Origin of the sequence: Phyllobacterium sp. LjRoot231 (genome assembly GCF_964253365.1) — a bacterium.
GTDB lineage: Bacteria > Pseudomonadota > Alphaproteobacteria > Rhizobiales > Rhizobiaceae > Phyllobacterium.
Map to the genome: position 1 here is coordinate 2,662,968 of NZ_CAXUQT020000001.1, position 22,854 is coordinate 2,685,821.

Consider the following 22,854-nt stretch of genomic DNA (forward strand, 5'->3'; position numbering starts at 1 on the left):
TCACATATATGGGTATGCAATGCGGCTTTTACAAGTTGTGCGAACCGAGCCGAGGAGCAAGGCCCGTATTGGAAAATAGAGTCGACATCGAGTAGTATCGTGGCGACTTTTCCATGAGGACCACGAAAAATGGCAGCTGAATGGAGTTCAAGATTGAAGGGGCATGCGGACCTTGTTCAGAATCTTGTCCAAGAAGTGCCCAAAGCGCTGGGTCGCCCAAGTCTCACACTTGACCAAGCGGCACGGCTGCACGAGGTCATAGAAAAAGGTATTCGCGATTTTGACGAGGTCCTGCGGCTCATGGATCAAACTGACGCCGATGAGAAATTTCGTGAAGCTGCAGAAAGTCTGGCACGAAGCTGGCAGCATCTGTGTGATACTGCCGAAGATAAAGTGCGATCAATGAGCGAACCGGATCAATCTGCTGAAAATGTTGGCGAGGACCTATCGGCTCAACTCAACGACAATGATGAAAAAGAACGGGCTGATACCGACCGGAAACAGTAGGGATGTAGACGGTGCGGACACCTAAGCGCACGAGCCTCTGGCCCTGAGTGCCGCCTCCAGCCTAAGTGTCTCGTAAGCTTCGACGGTCAAGTTCCTCCGCTTCTTGGCGGGTGACGCCAATATCTGCAAGCAAATGATCGCTGAGCTTGTTGACATGCTGGCGGCCTGCCCGGTGAGACCAATAACTAATATATGCTTGCCATATTTTGGTCAGCACACCCATCCCGTTCCACGAGATACGATCATCGTAGGCCCGGTATCCTGACTCGAGCAATGTGCCACGTTGTTTGCTGTTGAGTGCTTCATAGGTCATGTGAATATCTCCTCCTGTTGAGAGGAGCCTAATACCGCTGCTTGTTCGGCACTAAAGTCGAAAATCCTGAAAAGCGGTCGAATCTGCCATGCGCAGCTCGAATAGTCGTTCAATGTCGTCAAGTGGAATTCTGCGGCGATACCCTTGGTGAATAACCAACGGCGATCAATCACCTTGCCCGACAAGGTGAAAACGACGGCACCTGTATAGTGCAACGTCTCGGGAAACTTCGGCCTTGGTGAACCATGCGCGTGGGCGTTTGAACCCCAGATGTTCCGAAAAACACATGCGAAATCCATAAGAGATGGCGTGGCGTGATTGCCGACTAAATCGTTACCAGGGAATAATGCATCGAAGTCACTGTCCAAACTCCCTGTCGGCAAACCCAAACTCTGGTGTAGGCAACTTTTGCCGAAAACGTTTCTCCGTAATAGGTTCCGCCAATTCTGGCGCGCAAGGAAACCGAAGCTGCATTCGTCATCGGCTTGATGATGCGATCATAAACGTCGAGTTGATCAAGCTTGAGAACTCCCGTCCGATAGGCCTCAAGTTCATGAGACTTGTCGGCCCGCCGACCAAGGTGGTCGATGGAAGTCATGTCATCGGCGAGCAAGGACTCCAGCGCCTCAACGCCACCAGCCAGCATGGCTAACCTCAGTTGCTCCTCCAAAGTGTCGATGGTTGATTCATCCGTCATGGTCATCGATACTCGTTCCAATTCTCCCGGGTTACAGTTTGTAATCGACGAGATCAAAGTTTAGAGAGAGACCTTCCTCGGCGACAACTTTCCCAAAATATTATGGATATTTTGTTCTTCGAACGACTGCCTTTCACCGTGCTTGTAGACATTTACCACTGTACGACAGACATCACCTCGAGAATGGTTGGCTTCGAACGTACCACCCGCAACCGTCAATGTAGTAGGTGGCCGGCCATTCTCGCAAGCAACGCAACCAATTCCGCCTGCCGATGGGTGTCGGTTTTGTAGAAAACGGCCTTCAGCTGGCACCTTGCGGTTTCGTAGCAGATTCCCAAGTGATCCGCGGCGACTTTCAACTCTTCGCCTGATGAAATACGACGCGCCAGCATCGCCTCGGCGGCCGTCATCCCGAAGCAGGTCTGCAAGGCAGTCGCCGGGGATTGGGGATAGGTGTCCGGATCGATAAAGACGACAACAATGTGACAGGATGCGAAGGCATTTGAGGTATTTCCCCCGAGACGCGACGGGTAAGCCAGCAAGGGCCTGCCCTGAAGGCGGGGCAATGCGATAGGACTCCACATTGCTGGCGAGTTTGGGTTTCGCAGCAACTCCTGCAATGCGCGCCGGAGGGCATCCGTGGCGTTCCTGTCCACACAAGCCAAATGGCGGCCTGTCATCTGAATGTCTCTACCGAACATCTTCTCTGCAGGCTCGTTCACCAGGATCACGGCGGCGTTCCGGTCAAGCATGACTGCAGGCGTGCCGCTTGCGCTGAATGCATCCATCGCGCCTTCGGCCCGTGCGAAGCTCAGCATTCTCCCAAGCGCGGCCGCGGAACCCAATTGCCTTGAGCAGTCGGCAAGGCTCTGCATTTCGGATGGCGAAAAAGGGCCTTGCTGGATCGATCTCTGGATGGACAAGCACCACAAGTCGTCGCCTGCCGCCACCTTCACGCCTGCAAACCACCGCAAACCGAAAGGAGCGAGGAATTCCTGATAGTACGGACGCTTGGCAATTTCCTCTGGTGTCAGAACGTCCAGTTCGCTGACAACTCCTCGGCGCACCATGAGAGGTGCTAGGCTGTACCGCTCGTCCCGGTCAATCCAGCCATCCCTGACATATGTCTCGAACGCTGGACCCATTTCGCGACTGCGCGGTACGCCGGGCAGATGACCATTCATGTCGAAGAGCATAGCCCCGAAGCTTCCAGTAGCTGTTGCTGCTACATCCATTGCCGCTTCCCAGCGCGTCGGATCGACCGCCGCTTCGGCGAAAGCATCGTTCACTGCGTCGAGATTGAAAGCCGCGCCCATCTCCATCCCCCAACCCCGACTTTATATTAGCGGATTGGAAACTTCGAGTCCTCCGAGTTCGAGGGAGCCTAGTCAATACGATTACAGTTCGTGACCCAATCGGACATGCGACCAATCCCTTGTTTGAGACAAGGCGGGCCGCATCGGAGGCAATATGGTGTCGTAGCATCGTACCTTACCGTCAGAGAAAACGCGTGGAAGTAATGCCGATCGAACAATCCGGCCCGCCGAAGAAAGTCAGCGAATTCGTTTGGATCGGCCTGCTTGACCCCACTCCGGAAGAACTTGAAACGCTCCAGAAAAAGTTCAAGCTGCACGAGTTGGCGGTCGAAGATGCGCTGAATCCCCGGCAAATGGCAAAGGTGGAGGTCTACGACGACCAGCCTTTTGTCGTGGCGAAAACCGCGCATATTGAAGGTGATCGTATCGCTTAGGGTGAAACCGAATACAGGCAGACGTCGACAGGCTTGTATCTCAGGGATATATTAAGGTACTGCGGAGAAATTACGGACCCGACACTAAATGCTTCCTCGGCATGGGGGAGGCAGTGGAAGCTTCCAACTCCGGAGGCGAATCTTCCTCGGGACCCAAAAAATGTGGCCCTTCCATCTCGTCCAGACAAGATGTCGTAACCCTAGCTTTTGGGTTGTTCAAAAAATCCGAGACCACATCCCCGCCGCAAGGTGTGGTGTCCACTACGTCGTGACCTACGCCACGAAAAACCACAAGCTGGCTGCTTCCGGTATTCCCTGCTACGTATTTCGCCCATTTTGAGGGCGTGGCTGGGTCATACTCTCCGGACAAGATCAGGACCGGAACCTGATTTGCCTTGAGCGATTTGTGAGTTTTCACGGGTTTTGCGGACGGCCAAAGCGGGCACGCCCATGTATAAATGTTATCCGCTGCCCAGTCGTCGAAGAGGGGGAAATTTGCGGTTGGCGCGGAGGAAGAGACGCCGTCATTGCACACGATCGAAAGATGCATCCCATCCGCAAAGTCGGAACTGTCGTCCCCGGACAGATCGCCACCAAGCATTTCAACGAGCAGCCTGTAATCCTGTTCGCTTGTATCCTTGATCAACTGCGGCAGCACTTCGATCGCATCCCGGTTGTAGAACTGGTTGAATATCAGCTCGAGAAAATCGTCGCCCGACACCCGTATGAAGCGGGCCGATCCTTCGTCTTCCTCTAGCCGAAGCAACACAGGCTGCGCATTGAGTTGCCGCACTATCCCGCCGATCATCGTCATCAGATTTGGAAAATTTTTTGAACAGCCCGAGTGCTTGCTGCAATCCTTGTCGAGCGTTCTTAACGCGCTGTCGAGACTGTTGGAGCCCTGGTCAACATATACCACATCAGGCGGAAGCGTTGAATCGAGTACGACAGCGATAATGTCTTCGGGATGATCTTCCAGCACTTGGAGGGCAAGTTTCGTTCCGTACGAAATGCCGTACAACACCCATTTTTCGATACCGAGCGCGACGCGCAGATCATGGATGTCGGCAGCGTTTTCAATTGTGTTGTAGGCCGTCAGGTCGATGCCCTTCTTCAGTAAGGCATCGCGGCACGCTGTAACTTCGCGTTTCTGCGCCAAATCAAATTCGATCACTTCATCGACCCTGGAGACGATTTCGCTCCATACCGACGGTGTGTAATGCGCCGAGCAATCCAGCGATGGTTCCGAGCGTCCGACACCCCGCTGATCCACCACAACAAGCTGTCTGCCGCGCAACCATGGGCCGTTGTCGATGAAACTCCACCACTGGGCAATGTCTCCTTCGTTGTCGATCATGGCCATTTGACCTGGTCCCCCGGTCAGGTAAACAATTGGCTCGTGCCGCATTCGCTCGGGTTCGAAAATGACCACTGGCAGCTTGATCGATCGACTGCTTGTCTTGCTGCGATTTTCGGGGACGGTCAGGTGCCCGCACTTCATGTCGCGATCTCGCGGCAGAGCAAACCAGCAACTCGTCTGTTCGAATTTCCCTTCGGCATAGGCAGATCCGGCCAGACCTGCCATGGTCAACAAGAAGATCAGAAGGAATTGGCTTGATTTTGCAGAACGCGGCCGCAAACACCGCCTAAACCGGATCGCGAGCATGACATTTGCCCCCCTTCCTGGCGGTTGGTACCCGTCCAACCCGCGCAGCACGGTTCCAATATAGCGCGACTATTTTGCGTGGCATCACCCATACGGGTGAAGCTTCGGCTTACTATGGCTTGTATATATCTTGTTCCGAATTGGTTCGTGGAAGCTAGATCCTCTTGTTGGGGGTCACACCCGCGCGCTGCATGTCTTTATACTGTAACTACTTCATATTAGATATACTTAATGCAATTAGTAATAATCAGCATTCCAACGAAATCCAATCGGCTGTTGCGAAGAATTTTTTACGGAGATCGGCAATGTCTACATCACGTCGTCTATTCCTTTCCGCACTAAGCGCCGGCCTGCTTTATGCAGCGGGCATCACTATGATTTCCGCTAAAGGCGGTGGGGGTGATGGAGGCGGCGGTGGTGGGGGTGGTGGAGGTGGTGGCAATGGCGGAGGCGGAAAAGGTGGCGGGGGCAATGGCGGAGGTGGAAAGGGCGGCGGCGGAAAAGGTGGAAGTGGAAAAGGAGGAAGCGGTAGCGGGAAAAACGGCAACCACGGCGACTCTGGGGCAAGTGGATCCAACCGCCTTCCTTGCTCGAAGACCGCTGGTTCCGGCACAGCCGGATGCTAGTTCATTATAGAATTTGCAAACTATAGGGGGATTTATGAAAAAATATCTCGTCGCCGCGGTGCCTTTGGTAGCCGTTTTGCTAGTCACCAGCGCGCAGGCCAGCTCTGAGAAAAAACGCACTCTTGCCGCGTGTACTGCTGCGCTTGCGAAACAGAACCTCAAGCCCGTGTCCGCCCCGACTACGACCTTCAACAGACGGGGTAATCGGGTGAAGGTCGAGGGCAAGGCCACGGGCGGTGCCACTTTCGTCTGTGATACTCTCGAAAACGCGGTAGTCAGCCTCAAAGTCCAGTGAACCGCACGGCGGTCTCGTTAACTCAGCCATCTCCAGGATCTTCTTTTCAGAAAATCCTTTCTCCAATTTCCGAATCTTCATGTAACAAGACAGTCAGATCGCCTCGACCAGTGCGCATGGATCCTGCAGTCGTTACGAAAAATTAGAATCCGGGATGACTCATGACCGATCGCGTGGCCGAACCACTTTCACAGGCAGAGCGGAACAATGCCAGCGGACAAGGCGGCATGCCTTCTGGCGGGTTCAACGCCCTGGTACCAGAACTGGATGTATCCGATCTTGATACAAGCGTGAAGTTCTGGTGTGAACTGATTGGGTTCAAAGTGGCCTATGATCGGCCGGCGGCAAAGTTCGCTTACCTTGAACGAGACGGAGCCCAAATCATGCTTTGCCAGATTAACGGCGAATGGCTGACCGGAAAGCTGGACGTCCCTTTTGGTAGGGGTATAAATTTCCAGATTGAAGTAGGGGATACAGACCCTATCCTGCTATCGCTGGAAGAGGCCCGCTGGCCTCTGTTCCGTCAGCCAAAAGAGAGCTGGTATCGCATCGGTGCCAGCGAAGAGAGCGGTTCAAGAGAATTTCTCGTTCAGGATCCTGACGGATATCTTGTTCGGCTTTCACAAAACGTCGGCAGGCGCGTCGTACGATAGGCGAACGCTTGTCCAGAAACGGGGGTTTCTAGGCAACTTTCTGATCCCAAAGCAGATTGCCTCACCTGCTTCAACTTGGTCAACGGGTGCTATCCCCTCCGCGAAGCTAGTGGACTTCCTCCCAGCGTCTTAATTGGATTTGGAAGATCGGCAAGTACTTGGGAGACGAGAATCCAAGGCGCTTGGGTTCCATCAAGATGTAGTACAGGGGCGATTTGTGTCTCCAACCACACCTTGTGCCGAGCTAAATTCCGTCCTGGAAAATCCGGTTTGTCATATTGAGCGGCCCAAGCGGCGAACGCGGTATGGATTTCGTACATGTCGCCCGATGGCAATATTCGGTTGCCATATCGTTCATGTTCCCGCGCCAGCAATCGTTCCATCCGAATTGGCGTTGGGGTGTATAAAAAGACAATCAGATTGACGTTCTCGATTAAGGTATCGCCCCACCCATCGAATGATCCGGACAACACCCAGCCATCCTCGCCTAGCGCGTCTTCGATCAGGCGGACGCAATCAGCAGGGGGACGCTTAGTCGAGAACGGGGGATTGGTCGGGTACCAAAAGAAGTCATCACAATCCACATGACGGACTCCCATCGTTGAGGCGAGGCCACTCCCTAGCGTTGTCACCCCTGAACACGATGCTCCGGTTATGTGGATTGTGGGTTTCTCCAGTTTCATCGTCAACCTTTTGAGGCCACACTCGGTATTAATCCTAACAATACCGATAAGCTGGCCTCTCTGCCACCTCTCAGATCTTCGCCTCACTCAACAATAAAAACGAGTTTTCTAACCTCTTCGGGTGAGCGTGTTCATGCCACAGACATGCTAGTTTGAAAAATACTCGTCGCTGGCGAGCGCCACGGGGGGGTGGGGATAATGCGCAAGGCGTTTCTCTTGGCGGCTGGGGTGTTGGCCGTTATGACTGCACCCTCCTCTCAATCACAATCCTGCGTGGACACAGCGCTAGTATTGGCGGTGGACGGTTCAGGCAGCATAACCGACGAGGAATACGAGTTTCAAAAAGCCGCGATTGTCTCTGCCTTCCGTGACGGGTCCGTCCTGTCAGCCATACGATCTTCAGGGAGTGTGGCAGTTGCGGCCGTCTTCTGGGGAGACGGCGAATTATCTTCACAAAAAATCGGCTGGTTCGTCATGGACGGCATCACGCCCTCGGAGCAGTTCGCGCTTGAAGTCGAGCGCAATCAGCGAACGGCTTGGGGAAATACCGACATAGGTGGCGGCCTTTGGGTCGCGCTTGATCTGCTTTCGGACCCGAAATTGTGCGCCCGAAGGCTAATCGTGGATATCTCCGGGGATGGCAGGGAAACTATAGCGCCCAAGCGGAGAAAGTCGATCTCTCTCAATCAGGCGCGCGGCCGCGCGGAAGAGATGGGAGTGACCATCAATGGACTGGTGATATCGGATGAAGAGGCCGACCTCGCCGACTACTACGACAAGAGTGTTATCATGGGTCCCAATAAGTTCGTTATGGACATTAGGAAATTCGAGGATTTTGCGAGAGCGATCAGGCTGAAGCTCATCCGAGAATTGTCATGATCATAGGAGGTGCCGTGCTTGAGCTTTCAGCATCGGGTCTGGAGTTCCTGTTCGAGAAACCAGACCCGATGGACGTTGTCTAGTACATAAACCTCAACAGACATACACGCCAGCCACGCAGCGCCGAATCGTGCGCCTCGCACTACGCCGTGCAACGCCAGCAACACTGACGGGGGTGAGCGGTCGCCCGATCCTGGCCTCTGCCGACGTGACAAAACTGAACCCTGGAATCGGCAGCTCGGCCGTCTCCATCAGGAATGATGAGACGATCCCTGTCAGAAGGGCAATCTTGAGTTCCTTGAAAAGGTTATTTGGTGCCTCCCACAGCGTAATGGTCCGGAATTTCATCGATGTTTACAAGTTTTTTCGGGTCGTCGACCTTCTTGGAATCGGCTGGGGCCTTGAAAGAGAAATTGTCCGCAACGACATCCTTCCCGGTCTTCCAGTCACTGATTTGAACGCTGTATTGTGGACCTTGATCGCCTTTATACCTTTGCCGTTCGGAAAGCTGCGGCATCTCGAACACTTTAACCCTCAGAGCTTCAATGGCCGAGATGGGTGGAATATTGCCGATCGGGCGGTCAATGCTTGAGGCACTTGCGGCCCATTGCCATTGCCTTGTAAGTCCCCTTCAGATCGACGACAAAGGTTCCCCTGGTTTCCGGAAACACCGTCATTTTGTATTTCTTCGCCACGTCACGCTTGAACTTCGGGTCGTCTGTCAAGATGTAGCCGCCAGAAAAGCCGCCCTTGAGTTCGCCGCTCGTGCTGGTGGCCACACCCTTGTAAAGATGGCCGTCGATGGAGACGAAGATGTCCGAATTGTTCCCGTTCTTAAGGCCGATATCCTCCTTCGTGAACACGCCGAGATATCCGACCTCCTCATTTGCGGTAACCCCCATTTGCACCGAACTTGGGCCATCCGAGCGCACGATCAAGCAGTCTCCGCGGGTTTGATTTGTATAGACGGTCCAGCCCTCGACGTCGTCCCCATATCGGACAAGCACATCGCTGGCCTTGGGAAGAGGATTTTGGCTTTGTGCGTAGGCTGCCGTCGCAGACGAAAGTGCTACTGACGTTGCAGCGATGAGTGTCATGAAGTTTCGCATAAATATTCCCTTCGTTTGCAGGCTGTATTGTTCTGTGGACGTGCGCAACATATTGGATGCTCCAAAAAACGTGTTGCACCTCCAATGTCTTCACTCGCACATCAGCGGTTCGAAGTCGTGTAAAGTACTGTATGCTACGTGGATGGGCGACACGTAGGTGGTGTCACTTCGAGCAGGCTTGTTCGGGATGTCTGGTGCGCAAGATCACCGCCTGCATCACGTCAAAGAACAACCGAAAGGTCCCGATCCCGCATGATCCGGTGCTGTACAAACAGCGCCACAGAATTGTAAACATGTTCAGCAAGACTGGCGTCGCATTCACACCCGATACGACCGCTGCGCCCACACCTTCTTCTCAAGCATGTGCATAGCTGCAGCCTTCATCTTCTGGCTCTGATTAGCGAGTCCTGACCCTGATCGCCGATGCACATCGTTTTGACCATTGCGGAATTAGGTAGCAAAGACCACCAGATACGCACTAAGTTTCTGAAACAGCTGGATAAATTTGCTTTCGTTTTAGATTCATCTGGACGACGTGGAAGCCCATTTGATCCTTTAAAATGCTGCCACCCGCTCGACGAACCAGAATGACGCCATCGTGCCAATGGCATAGGCCCCTGCTAGAAAAGCGGTACGCCCGACCATTGGCGGGTACTTCAGCATCCTTGTAAATCCTATTGCGGCAATCACCGCTGCGATGAACATCAGTTGTCCGATCTCCACGCCGACGTTGAAGAACAGCAACGCCAGTGGAATATCCCCGGCAGGCAGCGCCAGATTTGCCAGCGCGCCGGCAAAGCCAAGTCCGTGCAGCAATCCAAAAGCAAAGGCGACCAGCCATGGGCGTTGCGCTGTCAAACTGGTTTGACCGTTGTGAATACGGACAATCTCGCAGGCAAGCAGCAAAATGCTGAAAGCGATCGCCGCTTCGACGGGTGGTCCGGGTATATGGACAAACCCGAGCGTTGCGATTGTCAGCGTGATCGAGTGAGCCAGGGTAAATGCGGTCACCGTGAGGAGCAGCGCTCGCCAGCTTCGCGCGATGAGGATCAGAGCCAAGACAAACAGCAGATGGTCGTAGCCGAGGAGAATGTGTTCGATCCCATGGACAACAAACGTCTTGGCTACTTCCAAGCGTCCAGGCTGGCTCGCGATATCGACCCACGGCTGAGATGGATGAACCAGGTTGGTCGAAACAGGTTCGTTCAGCAGCTTCACGCGCACCAGCACATCGGTGATCGTTGCTTGTAGCCCCACGAAGTCTAAGCGTTCGCCGGCAAGATTTCCGTCGGTTGTCTCGATGACACGACGCTCGACAATCGAATCTGGGAGCTCCCGCTCGGCGGGCTCCGTCACGTTCTTCACCGCGTCGGAAAACCGCAGAGCAACGGGTAAGCGCATACCTGACAGCAGTGGCGTGCGCCAAATCACGTTGTAGCGGTTTGGACCTGTCTGGTCGATCTGCAGATAAGCTGGCCGTATTTCGTGTGCTGCAGCGGATGCCATCAGTGCAAAAAACAAGGCGACAACCCCAAACGCCACGCGGCAGTAGGGAATGGAGAATGTGACGGCGCGGCTCATTGCGCAAACAGTTCGGATGATGCGCCGGCGGCGAGCGGACGTTGTAGATCTTCCAGGTCCGCAGGTTCTACGGAAGGAAGGGTTACGACATAGCGTGACCGCATCTCGTCGAGCGCTGCGCTCTTTATTTCGCGGTAGCGATCATCGAGCCATGCCGATTTCACCTCGGGTGCGACTTCCTCGAAAGCCGGAACCCGGCCGGGCTCGATCGATTCCACCCGTACAAGATGCCACCCATACCCCGACTGGATGGGTCCCTGCCACGAGCCCGGTGTAAGGTTAAAGAGCGCCTTTGCAAACTCTGGGCCGAACTCCTTTGCCGTTTGCTCAGGGGTGGCATCGCCGTAATAGGTTCGGAACATGAAAGGATCGGCCACCGCTGCAACTTCGGCGGAATCTGGAGATTTATCAGCGATCAGAGCGAGCGCGGCTGCCGCCGACCCCTGCGAAGCCTGCCCGCGTTTGTCGAACGAAAAATACAAATGCCGAAAACTCGCATGCGGAGGGAGAGAGAAGCGATCGGAATTATGTTCAAACCAGACCTTGAGTTCCACGGGGCTCGGCTCATCGATCGTGGCAAGATCGGCGGCGAGGAAATCCATTTTCTGGGCCATACGGCGTTTGACTATTTCGTCGTCGCGATCCAGCCCAAGGGCTACAGCTTCGCGGAAGAGTATCTCTTGGGTCACCTTCTGATCCATCAGGATTTGCATCTGCTCGGGCGTCGGCAGCGGCCGGCCCTGCGCGAGCCAGGTCACCGCCAACTGACGCATGTCGTCCTTGGTCAGTTCGATTTTCTGGCTATCGGCAGTCGTTTCAGGTTGGGGAGCGGCGATCCGGTAGAACCCGAACAGAAGCATGCCGACAACGAGGAAATGCAGCAGCGGTTCACTGAGTAGTCCTCGCCACCTTTTTTTCCGACCGTGATCAGCGGTGTCAGTTTGGTTCGAACGTTCAGGCGCAATTGGAAACAGCTTCATTGGACACCTATTCTGTTCATTCAGCGGCTTGCTGGGCGGTGGCTGGACTGCGATGGAGATAGCTCAGAATCGCAAACTCGCCCGCAGGGTCCTTCACCGCTTTAGACTTGATGATGTCGATGTAGTCCGGGGTGACTTCCCAAGCCCCCCAGTCAGCCAGTTCCATGGCGACGAAGCCCGCCATGGGCTTGCGCGCTATGATAAAGGAACGATAGGCCTTGATGACCCGTTCGCGGGGTACCACACCATTGGCTTCGCCCTGAACACTCAACGCAAGCAGGGCCGCCTCGATCTCCGGCAAAGTGCGCTGGCGATCGGTCAAGTAAACTTCCTCGATCCATGCGACTCGTTCCTGCCCGCGCAGTTCCAAATCAGCAGCCAGCATTGCCGAGAGATTATCCGCGTCCTTTGCCGATCGTGCCACGTCAAGACGTTGCTCCAGTGTGACAGCATCGTCTGATCCACCGACAATTCCGAGCAGCAGCGTATATGCAGCCCGCCGGGAGACCAGCTTTGGATCGTTCATCCATGCTGAAACACGTTCTGCCTCAAGCCGCGTTTTGAGCGATCGCAAAACACCGTAGGGCGCGCGCGAAATCTCACCATAGGCTATCTCGGCCGCCAAGGGATCCGAGCTTTCAAGATTGACCGCTGCGACTGCGACACGGTCCAACCATTCGGCCTTGGTCAAGGTCTTGCGAAGCGGGAACAGCTCGAGGGAGCTCATTCTCTCTCCAGGCGGCCCACTGACCGGGACGGCGATCTGGCGTAGCCAGTCGGCATACCCAACACCGATCACTCCTTGGCTTTCCCAGCGCTTCGACAAGGGGTTTTCCAGCAGCAGATATGTCTTGGAACTGTCGGGCGTGGTGAGGATCACGTCGATCATACCGGAATCGACGTTGCCTTTAATCACCTCAACGATGCGAAAGCGCCCGGATTCAGCCATGGGTTGAGCCAATACGGCCTGGCTGGACGAGTCCAATTTCTGGCCGATCGTCACCTTGATGCCAGAAAAACATATGGCACACGCCGCCGCTGGAGCGAGGCTGCAGAAAAGGATGGCGATCATCAGGACCGCCCTGGTGCTTGTTCTCTGCAATATCTGACCCATCTCTGTGTCCTGCAGCCTAGAACGGAGATTTTTGCTGATCCAACGGATCGAGCGTCTGTGGTGTCGGAACCACTTCGTAGTTTGCGTAGCCGAACTCGTTGCTGCGCGCGGCGAAATACTTGTCGCCCGATTTGTATACCTTCGCCTCGTAGGGGGCATTGCCAAGCGTCGTCACGATAGCGCCATCCTTGATGGCATAGGCGGAGCCCACGCCCAGCGCGCCGCCGTGGAAAACGTCGCCGACCTGGCTTGGCTGGGGGATCGCGCCATTGAGGTTGCCGATGAGACGCTGACCTGACGTGGTCCATGCAATGTTGAAAACTTCTCCGGTCACGCTGTTTCGCACCCAGGTCGTCTTGCCGACGATAAAGTCAGTCAATGCCGCGTTGTCGAGCAGAACCGCTCCCTGCTTGGTCAAGTCAGCAACGGTAGTACCTTTGCTGGCGGCCGCCCTCAGGTCTTTTGTTGGCGCATACCAGATCGGCGAACTCCACGCCCGTTCCTGAACGGTCGCAGCAACATTATCAGGAGGCGCGATGCCGAGGTCCCTTGCCTGGATGGTCGTCCAGCGCGGCGTCGGTATCTCGAGCACGCGGGCGTAGTAAAAGGCATCGAGGCTCGGATCGAACTCAGGATCCGTCCATTCGCCCTTCAACTCAACGGAGCCGATTGTGTTGGTATAGCTCGCCTCTTCGATGTTGACGGTGCTGCCGATTGGCGGAATGCTGCCCGTAAATTGATCTGGCGTACGGTTGCCCGCCCAGGCCACGTCAAAGATTTTCTCAAAGCTCTGGCCATGCTTGGTCCAGCCTTTGACGATCTGCGCACGGTCAAGATTGCCCGAGGTCGGGTCTTTTACCGCCCAGACGATGAATGAAGGAGCCTTGGCATTTGTGAGCGGCGGCAGGTCGCCGCCCATTGTCACACCGCCAGCATACGCTGCTTTGACCCAGTCTTGCTGGTTGGCGACCCCTGTTCCATCCGATCGACCGAAGAAGCGAAGCTGGATATGTGGTCCACTGGTGGCGAAGGTTTCCTTCCGCTGCATGGCCGCGAACAGCGACTCACGCGTGTTCTCCTCTGCCCATACCCCCGTCAAACCAGCGGGGTTCTCCAGTCTGGTGTCGAGACCAGCGAACAGAAAGCCTGCCATGCGTTGCTTCATGTCGCCGTCGGCTCTTGCATGGCCACCGTAGAAGTTGTTCTGGCGGTAGGGAACGCCAGTGTTGTGAGAATCTGACCCGCCGACGAAGCCCGTCTTGTAGGGGTTGTAGCCGCGGGCGTCCTGCATGGAGAGACCGTCCTTAAGGGCTTGACGGACGTAACTTCCCGGAACCTGCGGGAAACGGCCAGCCGGATCGCCGAGCAGATAGGTCAGGATCTCGAAATTTGCGAATTCATCATTGGGTGAAAGTGTGGGATGGGTCTCGGATGCACCCTTGATCTGCTTTATCTCGGTCAGCCTTTCGTTGCGGTCCCGCGATGCCGCCCAGGCCGCATCGATAGGACGGCCCTTCTCATCAACATCCGTCGGGAACATATGGCCATCGGAGAGATTGGCATTGTGTGAGATTGCCAGAAGTTCGTTGCCGGCCTTGCGCTGGCCGTCCATCCAGTCCCACAAATCTGACGGGTTGCTTGAATCGATCGAACTGTAGGGCACCTCCGGTATGTTGGTGCAATCCTTAAAGAAGACATTGCGGTGCATGTTGCGGTTGTTCGGAGTCGACGTCCATTCGTAGGAGCAGAAGGCCGTGAACTTGCCCGGTTCATTTGCCTGGTCGGCCATCTGTACGTTCTGTTTCCAGACCGACCCTGCGACCTGTGGTGATATCAGCTCCTCGATCGGTTTCCTGTCGACGATCGTGCCTCCGAGCCAGAGGTATATGCGCTGGACATCTGCGGGGGAATGGACAATCAATTTCTGCGCGATCGGAAGCTTGCTTATTTCAGATCCTGGCGTGTTGGCGAGGGCGACGGTCCCGACATATTCGGAATGGTCGGTCACACCCATCCAATCCAGAGGGGTGTCTATCTTGATGTCGTAGCCCAGGGGATGCTTGATGGTAGCGCCCTTGGCATACCTGTAAGCATCGGCTGGCGTAGTCTTGGTGTTACCGAAAATGTAGGCATCGAATGACCAGCCTGTATGGACGTGCGTCTCGCCGAAATAGGCCTGCCGCTCCTGCGCGCCAGCTGCCGTCGCGATAGCGGCGAGAATCGTTGAAGCAAGGAGAATGGCTGTCGTACTTGATCTGCGCATCGTTCGTGTCCCCCCCGAAATCCGATGACTGCTGTATCCCGCAACTGTCCTGGAAAATTAGATATCGAACCAGTGATCCATTATGCTTAGAGAAGCTGCGCCGATAAGTACGTAACGGTTACAAGGACGTATCTGACATCAAGCGCCGTTCCTATGTCCGCCAAGGGCTCTGGCGAAGCCGACACTGCGCTACAGGATTGGGGCGTTTGCTAGACGACGGCCTCGCGTTTCTAGCGAATCTCAATTCTGAGAGCCGGGAGCCACACAATCTGTTGTTTGCGACACAAGTCAGGACTCTCGCCACTCAAAGTGGATTCGCGGCCACATGAGTTGGGATTCGAGGTCTCGTGAAGCGCCAGTAGCGGACCGTATTGCCGCTTCGGCAGGGAGAAGCGTTGCTGTTGAACGTCTTAAGATCGTTGTGCTAGAGAGCTTTGTTAGGGAAATCGAGATTCCCGAAAGAAATTTTAGAATCATGAGAGTTTTTTTGAGGAACTTCGATGCCTGTTTCCTTAATGCGCATGTCTATGCTGTAGCTATGGGGTTCGGAGCAGAAGACGTCGGTTTATTATGAGGTCAGACCCAAGAGCTGAATGATCAGGCGCATTAAATGACGGTAACGCCGCCGTGGTGCTTGGCCTTCACTTCCGGTTCGACATGGATTGTTACGACGGAATCTTCGATGGCCTTGCGCAATGCAGCTTCGATCCGATCACAGATGATATGGGATTCCGTCACACTCATCGAAATCCCCTCACGACGAGGTGGAACTCGATGAACGTTACCCTTCCGGCGTGCCTGGTTCTCAGGTCGTGAGCCTCGATAGCGCCCTCGGCATTCGCGGAAATCACTTCGCGTATCCGGGCGACGGTCTCCGAAGGAGCCGCTTCATCCATCAGGCCACCGATTGATTCACGCATCAATTGCCAGCCTGACCAAAGAATATTTAGAGCCACCAAGGCGGCTATCGCTGCGTCCAGTTGCAGCCAACCTGTGACGGCGACAAGTCCCACACCAATTAGGACACCGACTGACGTGACCACGTCCGTCCATAAATGCTGGGCATCGGCGACGAGGGCGGGCGAGCGCCAGCGGCGGCCGTAACGAAACAGAACTGAGCACCAGACTGCGTTGATGACGCTCGCCGCGCCGTTGATCATGAGGCCCTCAATGGGCGCATCCAAAGGCTTCGGTGCGAGAAAACCGTAATAGGACGCGCAAGATGGCGAGCGCGGCCACGACAATCAGCACGCCTTCGATAACGGCGGACATGTACTCAGCCTTGTGGTGGCCGAAAGGATGGTTGGCATCCGGCGGTTTCGCGCTCAGGCGAACGGCAAAAAAGGCTGCAATAGCCGTTGCAACATTAATGATGCTCTCCAGTGCGTCGGAATAAAGAGCGATACTGCCAGTCAGGACGTAGGCGAAATATTTCAAGCCGAGAACCAGCAGGCCGGCGACAATACTTCCCAGCGCAAGCTTCAGTGTCTTGTCCATTGAAACCGTCCACGTCTTCGATTGTGCAGGCAGGCGGACACATCCACCGCGTTTCATGCTGCATGGGTTAGCTGCGCGCGCTCTCAATTGTCATAGATTGGCGTTAGGGAGAAATCGGCTTCACGATAGAGGGCATGATTCCAAAAATGATAAGCGAACGTCCAGAGTTCTTCACCGGGACTGAAATGCCGACATCGGGCTGGTGGGAAGCGCTTTGGCCCGATCCGGCCAGTGTACTTTCGGCAGTGGGTCTCAAGCCAGGACTGCATGTCGTCGACCTTTGTTCAGGCGACGGATGGTTCACCTTGCCAATCGCAAAGATCGCCAACCACGTTGTCGCAGTCGACCTGGACCCGGCCTTATTGGAAGTCGCGAAAAACGCGCTTGCAGCCGAGGGGTTGACCAATTGTAATTTCGTCGTCGGGGACGCCTACGAGATTGCGAAACTCGTCCCTGAGCCGATGAACTTTATCTATATGGCGAACGCGTTTCACGGCGTTCCTGATCAGCCTCGACTGGCAAGAGCTGTCTATGAAACGCTGGCACCGGGTGGTCTGTTTTCTGTTGTCAATTGGCATCAGCGGCCACGCGAGGAGACGATAATCTCGGGAGAGCCTCGTGGACCAAGAACCGAATTGCGGTTATCACCAGCGCAGACGGTCGACGCAGTTACATTGAGTGGTCTGACCCTCATGGATATCGTCGAGATTCCACCCTATCACTACGGTGCGGTGTTCAAACGGCCGAAAAGCTAGTGACGGTGCTGATGGTGAGCATCTGGAAAGTGTGGGTGCGAGTGCGACAGCGGAGTGTGCTGGTGCATGTGGCGGTGTTTTGTGACGGGCTCAACCGGAAATAAGTGTTCGTGCTGGTGATGCTCATCGTGGATATGCTCATGATCGTGCATGACAGGCTGATGATGGTGAGCATGACCGTGTCGCTCCGTTAAGTGCAGCCAGATGCCAACTGCCATCAATGCTCCGGCCAGAATCAGGCCCATCGTCACTGGCTCGCCCATGGTCACCGCGAGTACCGCACCGATAAAGGGTGCAACGGAGAAGATTGTCGAAGAGTTCCTCAAAGCAACTAGAATATGGCTTTTTGCCGCCCCGGCGGCACGGAGCTGATCGCATGGAGTGGTTTCTTTGCGATCCATCCCTAAAAAATACGGCGCTCAACTCGTTTCCGAGGAGCGCCGTATTACCCCGGAGATAGACGAGCGTCATTGCTGGCTGCTCTCAATCTCAATTACGGGTGGATTGGATAGGTGGGTGTAGCAAGAAGCAATTGCAAGGGGCTAAGAAATCATCCTTGCACTGGCGCTCCAGCTTACGGTTCCACGATACCCAAGACGAGAAGGGCATCCTATAAATAGGAGCTTTAAATAGTGTCTCTGGCGGAATATGCCGCGGTCAACTCCCACAAGAATGCAATATTGAAAACAACGAGCAGTCCATACGCTGACTGCAGGTTAACAAGGGATCGCGCTCAAGCGCACAAATGCATGTCTGTTCGACCAGCCTTTCGGCAATATGGTCGTCGAGGGAAAGGACCACCCCAAATCGCCAAAGATGACCGAGATGCTGTGAAATTTCGGCTTTTATGGGCAACTTAGGTGTTGTGGTGCCTGCGAACGAATCCAATTTGGATACCCCAGAGTTTGAAAAAGGGGATGATGTTCTGCTGTTTTTGTTTGTCCGGAATGGGGAAGGCCGGGCGTCGGCCATAGCTATCGATCTGTCTGGGATAGAAGGCCACGGCTTCGACATGGCTATCCTGTCTCAGCAAAACCCCGTCATAGCCCAGTCCGATTATTCTTTCCCGAGCATGCCGAACCGGACGGAAGACCCTGGAAGCCGCCAGATATTCGTCAAAGGGAAGACTCATGTCGAGAATATAAGGATTTTGCAGGGTTACCTTGGCAACCACTGGATCAAGTCCATTTGAGTACACCCGCTCAAGTTCGAAATCGTTGGAGAAGTAAAAGCCACGACCAAATGCGCCGCATTCATTGCACTCATTGACATTAAAGCCCTGGAACTCAGAATCTGTGCCGTGACATAAGGTCAAAGTGATTGGGGACATCGCCAAACTCGTGAAGTGGATCAGTGGATATAACCGCGGTTTTCCAACGATGTGCTGTCGTCAAACCGCATCAACAGCCGCTCGTACTGGGACGGGTGGTTGAGACGAACCCATTCGGTCGCCCCATATAGAAATGCAATCTCTACAGCACTATCCAGCTTGACCCTAAGGCCTTCGACAGTCACCACTGGATTATCTGTCTGCCTGGTCCGAGGCAACAGTTCTCCTTCTAGTGATTTGTTTGACATTTCAGTTCCCTTCATCGTTCAGACTGCGGTTGCTGCAGCAAATGTAGACGACGGATCGCCGCTCATCTTGGACAATAATGGAGGGAAATCGTCTGATTTTGTATTATACTCACGTATCGTTACGTTAAACATTGGTCGAACGGCAGTTCTCATCCGCACCTCAGCTTGGCCGCAAAATGCAGGCTGCGAAGAAAGTGTGGGGCATGATTTTTGGTACAATCGACACTCGCAGGACATTCCTCGATCACAGGCTCGAACTGGCGCAGAACGAATGGGCGGTCCTTCTGCGCACATTGGCTACCTGTTTAAAGAGTTGCCTCTCCAAGACAAGATACCGAAACCGCGGGATTACTGCATAGGACCGCATCGTTACGCTTAGTGCTGCGTCTCGAAGGCGATGAACTGTCAATTCAATCGCTCTATCTTATTGTTTGGAATTATTAGACATTCGGATCGTCCCCACTCGTCCCGCTTCGAAAAGCCTCGAGTGAACTACTGGCAGTAGATGGGAAAATCGTAACGGTACGGGTAAGAACAGGAATTATATTGAGGGTACGGGGCCAGGCGAGGAGCTGCTAATCTCGAATGCTCCGTTCGTTGGATCAAAACTCACGGTCCATGGCATTAGAAAGTTTGCGCTGAACCGTCCTGTGATCTCCTTGGGTGGGTAAAATGATTGCATCGAAACCGCGTTGTACTCCCGGAATATCTGGAAAAAGCCTACTCCTTTGGTAAGAGAGCATCGTTTATCTCATCAAATGACAGTGTATTTTGCGTAGCCGCCGTTCTGATTTCGCAGACGAAGTCCATCATTCCAAATGACATAGTCAGCGTGGCTGATGCCATTCCGTATGTCGTCTCTGAACGTTTCCTCGAGAAAGGAAGACAGGCGGGAGAATCCGATCGCTTTTGCCGTCATCGCTAGATTTCGGAAGGTCGTGTTAGCGTTGGGCCCGATCACTCTCTGAGGAACCTATTTTACCCGCACTAGATCCTTGAATGGCCAAAGCAAATAGGGTTTGAGCGTTGCGACCTCCCATTACGTTTTTCAATGCCTCATAAACACCGCCGGCCAAGCTGGCAATACAGCATCAGAATTACGCGCAGCTGTTACCGTTACGTACTTAAGATCGAACCGTGTATGGGAGATGATCGGCGACGCCGTGCATTCGACGACAGAGGGGATAACGACATGACAACAGCATTCGCAAATACGAGGCTGAGATTTTTATCGTCGCGGGGAGTGACGCTTGGCTTACTATTGGCCACCACGTTGAGTGTCCTGGCAATTCCCGCGCTGGCGGTGGACCCAGTCACGACGGCCGAGAAGGCAGACCCAAGCCATATCGGTATCCGGGAAGCAAAGGACATTGCGGAAAAGGGCTTCGTCTACGGACTTCCACTTGTGATGAACTACGCAGTGATGCAGGAGTTCGCCGTCGACAAGACCTCCGGGCAGTTCAAGGCTCCCTTCAACGAGATCAGTAACGAGCATCGCGTGTCGACCCCGGAAGATACCGCCGTCATTACGCCGAATAGCGACACCCCTTATTCGATAATGTGGCTCGATTTACGCGCCGAGCCGATGGTTCTCTCAGTTCCAGCAGTTGACAAGGAGCGATACTACTCAGTTCAAATGATCGACGGGAACACCTACAACTATGGTTATATCGGCAGCCGCGCCACGGGCAACGATCCCGGCGACTACCTCGTGGTTGGGCCTGACTGGGACGGCGCGACGCCTGCCGGGATCACGAAGGTATTTAAGTCAACGACACCTTTCAGTCTTTCCCTCATAAGAACTCAACTTTTCAACCCCGACGACATGCCGAACGTGGAAAAGGTGCAAGCTGGCTATAAGCTTCAGCCGCTATCGGCCTTCCTGAAGACACCCGCGCCGCCTCCCGCACCGAAGATCGACTTTCTGCCCGCAACTACGGCTGGGATCAAAGACAACTTCTTTCAATACCTGGACGCGGCTCTGCAGTTCGTTCCCGTGACGGCGAAAGACAAGGCGATCCGCGCTAAGCTCGCAAGTATCGGCATAGGGCCGGGAAAGACTTTTGAGTTCAAGGATTTGTCGCTCGAGCACAAGGCCGCCATCTTGATCGCAATGAAGCAAGGCGACGATCAGGTCGACAAGTTCTTGTCTTCCGGGATGAAAAAGATCAACGGCTGGAATGTAGGAGCATTCTTCGGAGATGAGACGTTCTACAATGGCAACTGGCTCATGCGGGCTGGTGCCGCCAAAGGCGGTCTCTATGGCAATGACGCGGTCGAGGCTATGTATCCCTACACCCGTGTGGATGGGACCGGGAAGACCCTACGGCAGCAAACACAACTACACGATCACTTTCCCGGCCGGAAGGTTGCCACCAGTGGACGCCTTCTGGTCTGTGACCATGTATGACGGCAAGAGCCAGTTGCTAATCAAGAACCCGATCAATCGCTACCTGATCAATTCCCCAATGCTGTCTACCTTGAAAAAGAACCCAGACGGCTCGCTGACGCTCTACATCCAAAAAGACAATCCAGGTACGGAGAAGGAGGCCAACTGGTTGCCTGCGCCGGATGATACGATATATCTCGTCATGCGCCTTTACTGGCCTGATCCAAAGTCGCCTTCGATCCTTCCGGCTGGAAAGGGCAATTGGAAGCCTCCTGCTGTGCTTAGGGCTTCATAGCCGCTGTCAAAGCTACTTCATCAGGTAGCAGACACAGGAATGCGAGCCTTGAAACCGCACGTTGCGATAGTACCGCAGTGTCACACGTAGTTTGGTGGCGGTTGCTACCTAATTCCGCGTAATTGTATCGGGCGTTTGCTACCTAATTCCGAATATTCGGCTCCTCTGCATTGGTGGGATGGCCCGAAGTACGAACGAAAACACGAACAAATCAACGTTTGGTCAGCGACAGCAGTCCTTCTCGCGATCTTGATGTTCGGACGCATCGGCCGAATGAACATGAAGCTCCACGACAACTACTTCAACTCGGTCGGGCCAGTTGGCTGCGGCTCGCTCCGCCCTGAATGTCGCAACAAGCGAGGCTACGAAGATGGCGGATAGCTTAGTGACGGACAACGTCCTGAAACAATCTGAAAGCCTCGCGCTGTGTAGATGAGCTTGAGCAGCAGCTGATCAAGGCCGGCACGCGCCCCTCTGCGCCAGAGGCAGCGGCACACATTACGAAGAAACGTTCTCAGGAAAAGTTGCCTACACCGGAGTTTGGGTTTGCCGTCAGGGTGCTTGGACAGTCACTGCAATGCAGTATTTCACGGTGACGATTTAATCGGCAACCGCCCGACACTATCTCGTGTTTTTCGCATTTGTATTTTGAGAACAACTGGTGTTCAAAGATTCCACCAATAGTTTTAGATATTTGATTTGTGGGGGATTGATTGGATGACCATCGAAGAATTCGAAACCGCGTCGAACAAGGAGAAGCTGGTCGACCTGACGGCCAGGTTGGTGGCGGCTTACGTCAGCAATAACGCGGTACGTGCCGCTGATTTGCCGATGTTGCTCAACACCGTGCATGCTGCATTATCCGGAGCAACGATTGGAAACGAAGACAAGGCAATTGCCTCGCCGAGCCCCGTACCTGCGGTGAACCCCAAAAAGTCGGTCACTCCCGATTACATCATTTGTCTCGAAGACGGCAAGAAATTCAAATCATTGAAGCGGCACTTGAAAACTTCCTTTGATCTGACGCCCGAACAATATCGGAAGAGATGGAATCTTGATCCTTCGTATCCGATGGTCGCGCCGAATTACGCCGAAACTCGATCCAGCCTTGCGAAGACCATGGGGCTCGGACGAAAGTCGGGGAGAGCTCGTTAGCAAGCACCATCCGGCAGGAATATGCATCGGTTGGGGACATGAGCTTGTGACTCTTTTTAATCGGTGATC

At 54.4% G+C, this 22,854-nt stretch carries 24 protein-coding genes and 2 pseudogenes; 10 read left to right on the top strand and 16 right to left on the bottom strand.

What is annotated here, in order from left to right; translation table 11 throughout:
* The first annotated feature begins 129 nt into the window (after nucleotides 1-129).
* Nucleotides 130-507, top strand: coding sequence for a hypothetical protein (locus ACSQ3H_RS13145; RefSeq protein ID WP_436117467.1), 378 nt, complete (start codon nucleotides 130-132; stop codon nucleotides 505-507).
* A gap of 61 nt (nucleotides 508-568) precedes the next feature.
* On the opposite strand, the gene ACSQ3H_RS13150 is transcribed toward ACSQ3H_RS13145, so the two are convergent.
* The 4 genes from ACSQ3H_RS13150 to ACSQ3H_RS13165 all read right to left on the bottom strand — a co-directional run bounded on the left by ACSQ3H_RS13150 (nucleotide 569) and on the right by ACSQ3H_RS13165 (nucleotide 2,833).
* Nucleotides 569-820 carry a DUF1127 domain-containing protein gene (locus tag ACSQ3H_RS13150; RefSeq protein ID WP_436117468.1) on the bottom strand — a complete coding sequence of 84 codons (252 nt, stop codon included), beginning with the start codon at nucleotides 818-820 and terminating at the stop codon, nucleotides 569-571.
* On the bottom strand, nucleotides 817-1,188 hold the full coding sequence (locus ACSQ3H_RS13155) for a hypothetical protein (protein ID WP_436119555.1): 372 nt from the start codon (nucleotides 1,186-1,188) through the stop codon (nucleotides 817-819). Before ACSQ3H_RS13155 ends, ACSQ3H_RS13150 begins: the two co-directional genes overlap by 4 nt.
* Nucleotides 1,146-1,523 carry a nuclear transport factor 2 family protein gene (locus ACSQ3H_RS13160; protein WP_436117469.1) on the bottom strand — a complete coding sequence of 126 codons (378 nt, stop codon included), beginning with the start codon at nucleotides 1,521-1,523 and terminating at the stop codon, nucleotides 1,146-1,148. Before ACSQ3H_RS13160 ends, ACSQ3H_RS13155 begins: the two co-directional genes overlap by 43 nt.
* A gap of 209 nt (nucleotides 1,524-1,732) precedes the next feature.
* On the bottom strand, nucleotides 1,733-2,833 hold the full coding sequence (locus ACSQ3H_RS13165; protein WP_436117470.1) for a helix-turn-helix transcriptional regulator: 1,101 nt from the start codon (nucleotides 2,831-2,833) through the stop codon (nucleotides 1,733-1,735).
* Nucleotides 2,834-3,036: 203 nt separating this feature from the next.
* On the opposite strand from ACSQ3H_RS13165, the gene ACSQ3H_RS13170 reads away from it, so the two are divergent.
* Nucleotides 3,037-3,267 carry a CorA family divalent cation transporter gene (locus ACSQ3H_RS13170; RefSeq protein WP_436117471.1) on the top strand — a complete coding sequence of 77 codons (231 nt, stop codon included), beginning with the start codon at nucleotides 3,037-3,039 and terminating at the stop codon, nucleotides 3,265-3,267.
* 70 nt (nucleotides 3,268-3,337) lie between these two features.
* On the opposite strand, the gene ACSQ3H_RS13175 is transcribed toward ACSQ3H_RS13170, so the two are convergent.
* Complete coding sequence (locus ACSQ3H_RS13175; protein ID WP_436117472.1) at nucleotides 3,338-4,933, bottom strand: alpha/beta fold hydrolase; 1,596 nt, start codon at nucleotides 4,931-4,933, stop codon at nucleotides 3,338-3,340.
* 414 nt (nucleotides 4,934-5,347) lie between these two features.
* Between ACSQ3H_RS13175 and ACSQ3H_RS13180 the strand changes: the two genes are divergently transcribed.
* The 3 genes from ACSQ3H_RS13180 (at nucleotide 5,348) to ACSQ3H_RS13190 (ending at nucleotide 6,507) form a co-directional block, all read left to right on the top strand.
* Nucleotides 5,348-5,569 carry a hypothetical protein gene (locus ACSQ3H_RS13180; protein ID WP_436117473.1) on the top strand — a complete coding sequence of 74 codons (222 nt, stop codon included), beginning with the start codon at nucleotides 5,348-5,350 and terminating at the stop codon, nucleotides 5,567-5,569.
* A gap of 24 nt (nucleotides 5,570-5,593) precedes the next feature.
* A complete protein-coding gene (locus ACSQ3H_RS13185) occupies nucleotides 5,594-5,854 on the top strand; it encodes a hypothetical protein (RefSeq protein ID WP_436117474.1) in 261 nt (86 codons plus the stop codon).
* A 161-nt stretch (nucleotides 5,855-6,015) separates the two neighbouring features.
* On the top strand, nucleotides 6,016-6,507 hold the full coding sequence (locus ACSQ3H_RS13190; RefSeq protein ID WP_436117475.1) for a bleomycin resistance protein: 492 nt from the start codon (nucleotides 6,016-6,018) through the stop codon (nucleotides 6,505-6,507).
* An 89-nt stretch (nucleotides 6,508-6,596) separates the two neighbouring features.
* Here the strand turns inward: ACSQ3H_RS13190 and ACSQ3H_RS13195 are convergent, their stop codons facing one another.
* Nucleotides 6,597-7,190, bottom strand: coding sequence for an adenylate kinase (locus ACSQ3H_RS13195; protein ID WP_436117476.1), 594 nt, complete (start codon nucleotides 7,188-7,190; stop codon nucleotides 6,597-6,599).
* A gap of 198 nt (nucleotides 7,191-7,388) precedes the next feature.
* Between ACSQ3H_RS13195 and ACSQ3H_RS13200 the strand changes: the two genes are divergently transcribed.
* Nucleotides 7,389-8,069: a DUF1194 domain-containing protein gene (locus ACSQ3H_RS13200; RefSeq protein WP_436117477.1), complete on the top strand. Its 681-nt coding sequence runs from the start codon at nucleotides 7,389-7,391 to the stop codon at nucleotides 8,067-8,069.
* Between the two features lie 93 nt (nucleotides 8,070-8,162).
* Here the strand turns inward: ACSQ3H_RS13200 and ACSQ3H_RS13205 are convergent, their stop codons facing one another.
* The 8 genes and pseudogenes from ACSQ3H_RS13205 to ACSQ3H_RS13240 all read right to left on the bottom strand — a co-directional run bounded on the left by ACSQ3H_RS13205 (nucleotide 8,163) and on the right by ACSQ3H_RS13240 (nucleotide 16,613).
* Complete coding sequence (locus ACSQ3H_RS13205; RefSeq protein WP_436117478.1) at nucleotides 8,163-8,417, bottom strand: hypothetical protein; 255 nt, start codon at nucleotides 8,415-8,417, stop codon at nucleotides 8,163-8,165.
* A complete protein-coding gene (locus ACSQ3H_RS13210; RefSeq protein WP_436119441.1) occupies nucleotides 8,377-8,586 on the bottom strand; it encodes a DUF2092 domain-containing protein in 210 nt (69 codons plus the stop codon). The genes ACSQ3H_RS13205 and ACSQ3H_RS13210 overlap by 41 nt, the downstream gene beginning before the upstream one ends.
* Before the next feature lie 64 nt (nucleotides 8,587-8,650).
* Nucleotides 8,651-9,178, bottom strand: coding sequence for a hypothetical protein (locus tag ACSQ3H_RS13215; protein WP_436117479.1), 528 nt, complete (start codon nucleotides 9,176-9,178; stop codon nucleotides 8,651-8,653).
* Nucleotides 9,179-9,733: 555 nt separating this feature from the next.
* A complete protein-coding gene (locus ACSQ3H_RS13220; RefSeq protein WP_436117480.1) occupies nucleotides 9,734-10,759 on the bottom strand; it encodes a HupE/UreJ family protein in 1,026 nt (341 codons plus the stop codon).
* A complete protein-coding gene (locus ACSQ3H_RS13225) occupies nucleotides 10,756-11,739 on the bottom strand; it encodes a peptidyl-prolyl cis-trans isomerase (RefSeq protein ID WP_436117481.1) in 984 nt (327 codons plus the stop codon). The genes ACSQ3H_RS13220 and ACSQ3H_RS13225 overlap by 4 nt, the downstream gene beginning before the upstream one ends.
* 16 nt (nucleotides 11,740-11,755) lie before the next feature.
* Nucleotides 11,756-12,853: a hypothetical protein gene (locus ACSQ3H_RS13230; RefSeq protein ID WP_436117482.1), complete on the bottom strand. Its 1,098-nt coding sequence runs from the start codon at nucleotides 12,851-12,853 to the stop codon at nucleotides 11,756-11,758.
* A 16-nt stretch (nucleotides 12,854-12,869) separates the two neighbouring features.
* Nucleotides 12,870-15,116, bottom strand: a complete 2,247-nt coding sequence (locus tag ACSQ3H_RS13235) for a DUF3604 domain-containing protein (protein ID WP_436117483.1) — start codon at nucleotides 15,114-15,116, stop codon at nucleotides 12,870-12,872.
* Nucleotides 15,117-15,722: 606 nt separating this feature from the next.
* Nucleotides 15,723-16,613, bottom strand: a pseudogene (locus ACSQ3H_RS13240) (cation diffusion facilitator family transporter).
* A gap of 146 nt (nucleotides 16,614-16,759) precedes the next feature.
* On the opposite strand from ACSQ3H_RS13240, the gene ACSQ3H_RS13245 reads away from it, so the two are divergent.
* Nucleotides 16,760-17,368: a class I SAM-dependent methyltransferase gene (locus ACSQ3H_RS13245; protein WP_436117484.1), complete on the top strand. Its 609-nt coding sequence runs from the start codon at nucleotides 16,760-16,762 to the stop codon at nucleotides 17,366-17,368.
* 856 nt (nucleotides 17,369-18,224) lie between these two features.
* Here ACSQ3H_RS13245 and ACSQ3H_RS13250 read toward each other — a convergent pair.
* Together ACSQ3H_RS13250 and ACSQ3H_RS13255 are read right to left on the bottom strand one after the other, a co-directional pair.
* Nucleotides 18,225-18,698, bottom strand: coding sequence for a hypothetical protein (locus tag ACSQ3H_RS13250; RefSeq protein ID WP_436117485.1), 474 nt, complete (start codon nucleotides 18,696-18,698; stop codon nucleotides 18,225-18,227).
* Between the two features lie 20 nt (nucleotides 18,699-18,718).
* Nucleotides 18,719-18,916, bottom strand: a complete 198-nt coding sequence (locus tag ACSQ3H_RS13255; RefSeq protein WP_436117486.1) for a hypothetical protein — start codon at nucleotides 18,914-18,916, stop codon at nucleotides 18,719-18,721.
* A gap of 161 nt (nucleotides 18,917-19,077) precedes the next feature.
* On the opposite strand from ACSQ3H_RS13255, the gene ACSQ3H_RS13260 reads away from it, so the two are divergent.
* From ACSQ3H_RS13260 to ACSQ3H_RS13270, 3 genes and pseudogenes are all read left to right on the top strand, one after another.
* Nucleotides 19,078-19,305: a NapC/NirT family cytochrome c gene (locus tag ACSQ3H_RS13260; protein WP_436117487.1), complete on the top strand. Its 228-nt coding sequence runs from the start codon at nucleotides 19,078-19,080 to the stop codon at nucleotides 19,303-19,305.
* 833 nt (nucleotides 19,306-20,138) lie between these two features.
* Nucleotides 20,139-21,630: pseudogene (locus ACSQ3H_RS13265) on the top strand (DUF1254 domain-containing protein).
* 723 nt (nucleotides 21,631-22,353) lie between these two features.
* Complete coding sequence (locus ACSQ3H_RS13270) at nucleotides 22,354-22,785, top strand: MucR family transcriptional regulator (protein ID WP_436119442.1); 432 nt, start codon at nucleotides 22,354-22,356, stop codon at nucleotides 22,783-22,785.
* Nucleotides 22,786-22,854 lie beyond the last annotated feature (69 nt).